The 9,792-nt window shown below is 37.4% G+C and carries 3 protein-coding genes; all 3 read left to right on the forward strand.

The window, feature by feature from the left end:
- A partial coding sequence (locus ACM46_RS22725; RefSeq protein WP_048508969.1) for a non-ribosomal peptide synthetase occupies positions 1 to 2,676 on the forward strand: 2,676 nt, incomplete at its 5' end.
- Between the two features lie 7 nt (positions 2,677 to 2,683).
- Positions 2,684 to 7,012, forward strand: a complete 4,329-nt coding sequence (locus ACM46_RS22730) for a type I polyketide synthase (protein WP_173426516.1) — start codon at positions 2,684 to 2,686, stop codon at positions 7,010 to 7,012.
- A 27-nt stretch (positions 7,013 to 7,039) separates the two neighbouring features.
- Positions 7,040 to 9,792 (forward strand): non-ribosomal peptide synthetase (locus ACM46_RS22735; RefSeq protein WP_048508971.1); only part of this gene is annotated, 2,753 nt, incomplete at its 3' end.

Below are 9,792 nucleotides of genomic sequence, written 5' to 3' on the forward strand. Positions count from 1 at the left end.
TCCGCTATTCTGAACTCCCTTCAGCAGGGACTCTCATTGAATTTACCAGAACCTCAGAAATACGCGTCCTACATCAAATGGTTAGAAGAAGTAGATCAGGAAGCAGCATTGGAATACTGGAAGAATTACTTACAAGGCATCAACACTCCAACGTTGATCCCTTTTGAGAAACAGGATCAGGGCAAAACTTCCCATTATCTTGCAGAAACCCTTGTGATTGATCAGAGTGGTTTTCAGGAGATCGATACCTTCTGCCAGTATTTAGGCATCACCCTGAATACCTACGTTCAGGCTGTCTGGTCTTATTTGCTGAGCTCCTACAACAGATCGGAAGAAGTAGTCTTCGGTGCTGTAGTATCCGGAAGACCTGCTGATCTTGAAGGCGTTGAAAACATGGTGGGCTTGTTTATCAATACCATTCCTGTACGGGTAAGTGTGGAGAGAGACGAGACGCCGAGAAGTCTGTTGAATAAGCTTCATCAGGATTCTATTCAAAGCACAGGGAAGCACTTTAGCAGCCTGGCAGAGATACAGTCTTTATCTTCATTAGGCAAAAAACTGATTAATAATATCGTAATTTTTGAGAATTATGTGAAGAAGGAAGATCAGGAAACGCTTACAGATATCATTTACGAAAATACACAGGCTTTTGAGCATACCAACTATAATTTCAATATTGTTGTAATTCCTGATACAGACTCTTTACACATTGAGTTCAGGTATAATTCATCGGTATATGATACTTCATCGGTAGCTTCTCTGTTGCTGCATTTCCATAATATAATGAACAGCTTCAGGGCTTCTCCCGATACACAGGTTTCAGAAATCAATTATTTAGGAGCAGAAGAAAAAGAATTAGTACTGAAAGGTTTTAATGCTACAGAAGTATTGTATCCTTCAGAAACCATCCTGAACTTATTCGAAAAGCAGGTACATCATTCTCCAAATCATACCGCATTACAATCCGGTAATGTAAAGCTTACGTATGAAGAATTGAATGCAGAGTCCAATCAGCTGGCTCATTATTTAAGAGAAAAATATGCTGTTACGGCGAATGATTTAATTGCTATTCAGCTTCCGCGCAATGAGAAGATGATAGTTTCTATTCTTGGGATATTAAAATCGGGAGGAGCTTATGTTCCGATTGATATGACTCATCCTCAGGAAAGAACCCAATATATTTTAAAAGACACTCAGTCTAAAGTTTTTGTTGATGAAAAATTCTGGTCGGAATTTAGTAGCCAGAGGAATAATTATTCAACAGAAAATCCTGTTGTGGAAGTAGATCCTTCAAATCTGGCATATGTAATTTATACTTCAGGTACCACTGGTAACCCTAAAGGAGTATGCATCAGTCATTCCAATCTGATGAATTATATAGGCTGGAGTAATCAGTATTATTTTAATGATGAAGATCGCGGAAACTGGGGACTGTTCACTTCCATTTCCTTCGACCTTTCGGTTACAGCGGTATTTTGTTCTTTAACCAGAGGAGGATCGCTATGGCTGGATGAAAGTGAAGAAGATATGGTATCGGTTCTTGTTAAAGCTTTTGAAAATAAGGATATCGATATTTTAAAACTAACCCCTTCCCATGTTTCATTGTTAAAGAATGCAGACATTCATGATACAGGTATCCGTAAGATTATTTTAGGAGGCGAGAAGCTGTATCAGGAGCATATTCAGATTATTCATTCTATTCATAAAGATATTGAGATTTATGATGAGTATGGCCCAACAGAGACAACAGTAGGATGTATTGCCCAAAAAACAGATCTATCTGCAGCATCTATCGGAAAACCTATTGCCAATACCGGAGTTTATATCCTGAATGAATACGAACATTTGGTACCGGTAGGAGTAAGCGGTGAGCTGTATGTTACCGGATCAGGTTTAGCACAGGGTTATTTAAACAGAGAAGATCTTACTGCTGAAAAATTTGTAGATAATCCTTTTGTGGAAGGAACAAAAATGTACCGTACAGGAGATTTGGCCAGATGGTTACCGGACGGAACCATTGAATATCTGGGAAGAATTGACGACCAGGTTAAGATCCGTGGGCACAGGATAGAGCTTGGTGAAATAGACAGCCAGGTTTTATCCTACAGTAAATCTATCAGGAATACGGTGACGGAAGTAAAAGAATATCATGGAGATAAGATTCTGGTGGTATACTATACGGCAGATGAAGCTATAGATAAGCAAGATTTATCGGGATATTTAAAGAATAAATTACCTCAGTATATGCTTCCGGGCTTTTATGTGGAACTTGAAAACATTCCATTGACCAGTAACGGGAAGATTGACAGAAAAAGCCTGCCTGAAGTCAGTTCACAGGATCTGATCAGAAACGAATACGCAGCACCGGAAACAGAGATAGAACACTTATTAATGGATTGTTTATCTCGATTATTGAACTATGACAGTAAAGAAGTGAGTATTCATGACAACTTCTTCGATATGGGGCTGAATTCTTTATCCCTGATAAGATTCTCCCAGTTACTCCGTAAAGACGCCGGTTTGGAAATAGAGATCGCCAAATTCTTTTCTTATCCAACCATATCGGAGTTGTCAAAGTTCATACAAAATAGAAACAAGCCTGTCGCTGAAACTAATACTCATGAAGATAAAGACCTGTCTGATCATATAGACAGCTTTATTGATGACTTTAATTAATATTATTATGAAAAGAGAATCCTTAAAAAGAGACATCGCAATAATTGGTACTTCCTGTTTATTTCAGGATAGTGATAATGCAGGGATGTTTTGGGAAAACCTTGTTAACGGAAAAGAACTGATTAAATTCTACACGGATCAGGAGCTTTTGGAAGAAGGTATTGAAGCCAAAACTCTTGAAAACCCAAGATATATAAAAGTAAAAACATTTATTGACGGTTCTGACGCTTTTGATTATTCCTTTTTTGGATACACAAAGGATGAAGCCAACAGTATGGATCCGCAAACAAGAATTTTGCATCAGTTGGTTTGGGAAGTATTTGAAGACTCCTCTTATAATCCCTTAAAGATTCAGGAAAAAGTAGGAGTATATCTTACTGCTCATGATAATTTTAACTGGATTGCCCATACAACAGTCAATAAAAAAGAAACCATTGATCCTTTTTATTTATCACAAATCAATAATAAAAACTTTTGCAGTTCTCTGATTTCCTATAATCTTAATTTAAAAGGGCCAAGTCTTTTTATTGATACTGCCTGTTCAAGTTCTCTTGTTGCTATACACACCGCATGCAGAGCCTTGCTGTTGAGAGAATGTTCAATGGCAGTAGCAGGAGGTATAGGCCTTAAAACCTCAGAAGAAAAAGGGTATTTCTACGAAGAAGGCATGATTTCTTCCAAAGACGGGCACTGCAGAGCATTTGATAACGATTCCTCAGGAACTGTCGGCACTGAAGGTGGCGGCGTTATCTTGTTGAAACGATTGGAAGATGCCATTAATGATAACGACCATATTTATGCAGTCATAAGAGCTACAGCTGTAAACAACGATGGAAACAGGAAAGTAGGCTATACAGCTCCAAGCGTATCAGGCCAGTCCGAATGCATCAAACATGCTCACAGTTTTGCCAAGATTTCAGCTAATGATTTTTCTTATATTGAAACCCACGGGACAGGGACAAAATTGGGAGATCCAATTGAAATTGAGGCTCTCAACAAAGCATTTAATTATGATAACTCCTTTGAATGTGCGATAGGTGCGGTAAAATCCAACTTAGGACATCTTGGAAATGCAGCCGGCATAGCAGGAATTATAAAAACAGCGCTGGCCCTGAAAAATGGGGTGGTGCCTCCTTCACTGCATTATAAAAAAGCCAATTCAGAGGTAAGCTTTGATAAAGGACCTTTCTTTGTTAATACTCAGGTAATGCCTTGGGAGTCTAAAAATAATCTCCCGCGTATTGCAGGCGTAAGCAGTCTTGGGATAGGAGGTACCAATGCACACGCTATTTTGGAAGATTATCAGGCGGAGCAGTATGTGGTAAGGGAAAAGAGTATGGCGGATCATCATATCCTGACCTATTCTGCAAAAAATCCTGAAGCATTAGATCGATATTTTACCAAACTAAAAAATTTTTTACAGGAAAATAATGATACTTCACTTTCAGACATATCGTACTCACTAAATACGGGAAGAGCTGGCTTTGAATACAGAAACTTTATTGTTTTTAATAGCAGGGAAGAATTGCTGAATGGGCTGGATCACAAAAAAGGGCACCACAGGAAAGCAGAATCTTCACAGGAAGTTGTTTTTGTTTTCCCGGGACAGGGCTCACAGTATTTTAAGATGGGTGAGCAGCTGTATCATCAGGAAGAAGGATTTAGAAAATATGTTGATGAAGGTTTTCGTATTTTAAATAAAAGATTCAATATAGATTACGCTCAGATATTGGGCTATAATAACAGTTCGGCGGATCCTGAATTGATGAATCAGACCCAATACACACAGCCTTTATTATTTGTAATTGAATACGCCCTGGCACAATGGCTTATTGATTTGGGAATACAACCCTCTCTGATGATCGGGCATAGTTTGGGCGAATATGTTGCAGCCTGTATTTCAGGAGTATTTTCTTTTGAGGAAGGAGTATTGCTTGTTGCAGAAAGAGCTTTATTAATGAATAAGGCCCCATTCGGAAAAATGATGGCGGTCAATACATCTTATCAGAATATAAAAGATTGGGTACCGGATACTATTTCGGTAGCAGCCGTCAATTCAGATAAAATCACGGTACTATCCGGAAAAGAAAAAGATATTGATGAATTCTTTACTTTTTTAAATGAAAAGAATATCAGTTGTGCCATTCTGAAAACATCCCATGCTTTTCATTCCTACCTGATGGAAGATGTAGCAGAAGAATTCGGGAATTTGTTCTCCGGAATCAATTTATCAAAACCTCAGATCCCTTATATTTCAAATCTTACCGGAAAGCTGATTTCGGAAAGCGAAGCGGTTTCCCCTAAATATTGGAAAGAACAGATGCTTAACACGGTTCTTTTTGAAGAAGGAATTGAAAGCGCGATGAATGAGGGAAAAGATAAAATATTCATTGAAATAGGAGTTCCTACTTTATCAAATTCCGTTAAAAGAAGCAAATCATATAGAAATAATACAGTTATTCAGGTAGTAAAAAAAGCAGGTGAAAGTTCGGAACAAAAGGCTTTTCATGAAGCTTTGGGTGAATTGTGGCAGCTAGGAATAGAAATAGACTGGGCAAAATATTACGAAAATAAAGAAGGACAGAAAACTCCTGTTCCTACTTACGCCTTTGAAAAAAACAAACTGGATTTTCATGTCAATCCTTTTAAAAGATTTGTAATAGGTGATCAGCCTTCTTCTCCGGACTTTTTATATCAAAGAAAATGGAAAGAAAGTGAGCTTCGTAAAGAAAAAGAACAGACAGAGGAGGCGTACCTTATTTTTTCTGATGCCGGAATTCTTTCAGAGAACATCATTCAGGAAATAAAAAATAGAAAATATCATTTTGCTGAAGCTAAAAAAAGCAGCTTTTTAAATGAAGATCAAAGTATTGATGTCGAAAAGGTGAAAATATTTTTGAGTCAAATTGAAAAAGATGAGAATCATTATAGCCAGATCATTTTCAATTGGGATATTCATCATGATGATTTTGAATCAATGCTCTCACTTTTTAGCCTGTTTAATACAGTGAGTAAGTTCCTTATTTCAAATGAAGGAGCCACTCATTCAAAAATTACGGTTTTGGGAACATTCAATGATATGGATTCCCATGCAATAAAAAATACGGCTTTGCTGTCATCATTTAACCAATTGTATGTCTGTGCGCAGGAAAATGAAAATATTTACAGTTCACTTTTAGATGTTTCTTCTCAAGCATCGGCTCATGAGGTAATGGATGAAATAGAGTACAATTTTTCCAATCCCGTTGTAGCTTATAAAGACGGGAAAAGATATGTCCCGTTTTATGAAAGAATTTCACCGGATAGCGAACAGCGGATCGATTTCGATTCTAAAGTGATTTTAATCATAGGTGGTGCAGGGAAAATAGGGAAGGTATTGACTCAATATTTCTATGATCAGAATGCAAAGGTGATCATCATGGGAAGAAAGGATGTTAAAGATCTTGATGAAGACATTAAAAGTAAATTAGGAAATAAAGTATCTTATTACCCTTCGGATATTTCTGATCTGGAATCTTTTAACACAGCTGTACAGCGTATTGAAGAAAAGTATGGTAAAATAGACGGAGTATTAAATCTTGCCGGAAATCCGTCTCCGGAATCATTGGCACTGGTTGAAAATCTTGATATAGAAGTTTTAAAAGAACAGTTTTCATCTAAAATAGAAGGAATCCGGAATTTGTATCAAACTTTTGTCAGCAGAAATCCGGGATTTGTCTGGGTAACTTCCAGTCTGTCATCCATATTGGGCGGACAGACTTTCGGAGCGTATTCTGTTTCTAATTCTTATATGGATTATTTTATTACAGGAAAACCAGAACTTAAAAACTGGAAATGTATCAATCTGGACGGGTTCAGCGAAAGTGGGATTAATAGCAGCCAGCTTATTAAAACACTTGAAGCTACATTATTTTCTCAGTTGGATAGCCAACAGGTTATTACCTCTGTAAGGAACCCTAATAATTACCTTCAGTATCATTCTAAAACAACCAACAGCAGAGCAGAAACAGCCTCTTCACTTCCTGCCAATACCAAAGAATATGTAGAACCGGCTTCACATACCGAAATAGTGCTGTGCGAAACCTTTAATACATTCTTTGAACCTAAAAAAGTAGGAACGGCAGACAATTTTTTTGAACTTGGAGGAGATTCATTGAAGGCAATGACAATTCTGAAGAATATCAATAAAAAATTCGACCTGAAGCTGACCCCTCAGGATCTCTACACTTCGCCTACCATCAAAGGACTCGCGCTTCACATAGATATGATACTCTATGTCTCAAACACAGAAGCCGCTCCGAGCAGCAACGAGGACCGCAAAACGATTATAATATAAATTCAAATTTCCTATACAATTTTTTATATGTTACAATTATTAGAAGAACTAAAAATTAGAAATATTCATTTATCTGTAAAAAATGATAACCTTGTTATTGATACCAAAGACGATGTGGAGGAAGATCTTATCAATCAAATTAAGGTGTATAAACAGGAAATCATCTCTTACATTTTAAAGCATAGCTCTAACAGAATTACAAAAAACACTTCCACCAGCAATGATCATCCTGTTTCAGATGCCCAAAAGAGATTATGGCTGCAAAGCATTACGGAAGAAAGATCTAAAGCCTATCATCTTCAATATCCCGTAGAGACTCCGGTGGAATATGATACAGATATTTTAAGATCCGCCGTTGTACAGCTGGTTCATGATCATGAAATTTTCAGAACAGTATTCAGGCTCAGCAATGAGGGAGAAGTGAGACAGGTTATTCAGGATCAGGACGGGCATACTTTTGATATAGATATTATTAATTATAAAGAAGAAAAAGAGGGTGAAAAATTAATCGAAGAAAAGATTGGTCATTTAAATTCCTTTGCTTTTGATCTGAGTAAAGGGCCTTTGCTGAGATGTGTTATTTTTGAACTAAAAGACAAAACGGTACTGTACTTTATTTTCCATCATATTATTACGGATGGAGTATCGTCTGTTCTGCTGAAACAGAAAATCTTTGATTATTATAATGCCTTATCCAATTCGGAAAACCCGGAAGCTCCGGCATTACAGTACCTGGACTACACGTATTGGAAGCAGTCTAATATTGAAAACGGAAGTTATAATAATTCCAGAAATTACTGGCTGAATCTGTTATCGAAAAAGATCCCTGTATTAGATTTACCGTCCTCTTTATCCAGGCCTCATGTAACAACGTTTAACAGTTTTACTTTAAAGACAGACATTTCAAAGGCACTTACCCAAAAGCTGGATGCTTTTTCAAAGCTTAATCAGGGAACACTGTATGTAGGGGTATTAAGTGTGATCAATATATTATTGAATAAATATACTTCAGAAAGAGATATTACGCTGGGAACATTTACGTCGGGAAGAAACCATCCTGATGTTAATGAAATGCTGGGACTTTTTGTTAACACCATAGCCCTGAATAATGTAATCAACCCTGAAGAAGATACATTTTCTGAGGTATTCAGAAAGACTAAAGAATCTTTTACCCAGGCATTTTCCCATCAGGATTATCCTTTCGAAATGCTGGTGGAAGATTTGCAGTTAACTAATAATACAGGCCGAAATCCATTATTCGATATTACAGTAGTGTTTCAGGACTATATTAAAGAAGGTGCTGAAGACCGTTTAATGTTTAGTGATGAAATAGAAGAGTTCGGATCAAGACACAGAGCATTTGACCTTAATTTCGAGGTGATAAACCGGGGCTCATTTTTAACATTGGTTACGGCATTCAATACCGATATTTATGAAAAAGAGATGATCTCTTCATTCATCGGCCATTTTAAAAATTTACTGGATGCTTTGGTGCATTCTCCCGATGAAGCTTTATCCGGAATAGATTATTTAGGATCACAAGAAAAAGAACTGCTACTGGAAAGCTTTAATGCTACCGAAACAGCTTATCCTGAAACGGAAACCATTGTAAGTTTATTCGAGAAGCAGACAGATACAACTCCGGATCATACAGCTTTGATTGATGAAGGAACAAAACTTACTTACAAAGAATTAAACGAACAGGCTAACAGGCTTGCCCACTTCCTTAGAGCGCGGTATGATATCCAGCCGGGTGATTTAATCGGCATTCAGCAGCCCCGTGGTAAGAATATGATTATTTCCATTCTTGGGATCTTAAAATCAGGGGCGGCATACGTACCAATATCTCCCGATTATCCTCAGGAAAGAACAGATTATATTCTGGCAGATACTCAGGCTAAAGTGAATATTGATGAGGCTTTCTTATCAGAATTTAAAACATCAGAGAATCAGTATTCAGTACAAAATCCAGAGGCTGTCGTAAAATCTGATGATCTGGCCTACATCATTTATACCTCAGGAACTACAGGAAATCCAAAAGGAGTGATGATAGAGCATAAAGGCGTTGTCAATTTAATTTCAGATTTGTACAGCCGTTATGGATTAAATGAGAATGATGTTCTTCTTCAGTCAGCCAATTACGTATTTGATGCTTCTGTAGAGCAGATATTTCTTGCTCTTTTAAATGGAAACAGCCTTCTCTTAATAAAAGATAAACTATTGCTTGATGAAAAAGCATTTCTTCAAAAGCTTTCGGATCATCATGTTTCTTATGTACATCTTACTCCTTCATTATTGCAGAGTATAGATATTACCCAAGCCGATACGGTGAGAATACTGAATTCAGGAGGAGAAAGTCTGCCGTTGAATCTGTATCATAAATTAAAGGCCGGAGCTTTCCTGCTTATTAACTCATTCGGGCCTACGGAAACAACGGTAACTTCTATTGTGAATAAGGGCAATAACACCAATAATATCGGTAAACCTATTGCCAACACAGAGATTTACATTTTAGATTCCAATAAAAATTTAGTTCCCATCGGAGTAAGCGGCGAGCTGTATATTGCAGGTTCCGGTTTAGCCCGAGGCTATTTAAACAGAGCAGACCTTACTGCCGAAAAATTTGTAGACAATCCTTTTGCAGAAGGCACTAAAATGTACCGCACAGGAGACCTGGGAAGGTGGTTGCCGGACGGTAATATCGAATACTTGGGAAGAATCGATCACCAGGTTAAAATCCGTGGTCACCGTATTGAGTTAGGTGAAATCGACAGCCAGGT

This window comes from Chryseobacterium angstadtii (assembly GCF_001045465.1).
Taxonomy (GTDB): Bacteria; Bacteroidota; Bacteroidia; order Flavobacteriales; family Weeksellaceae; genus Chryseobacterium; species Chryseobacterium angstadtii.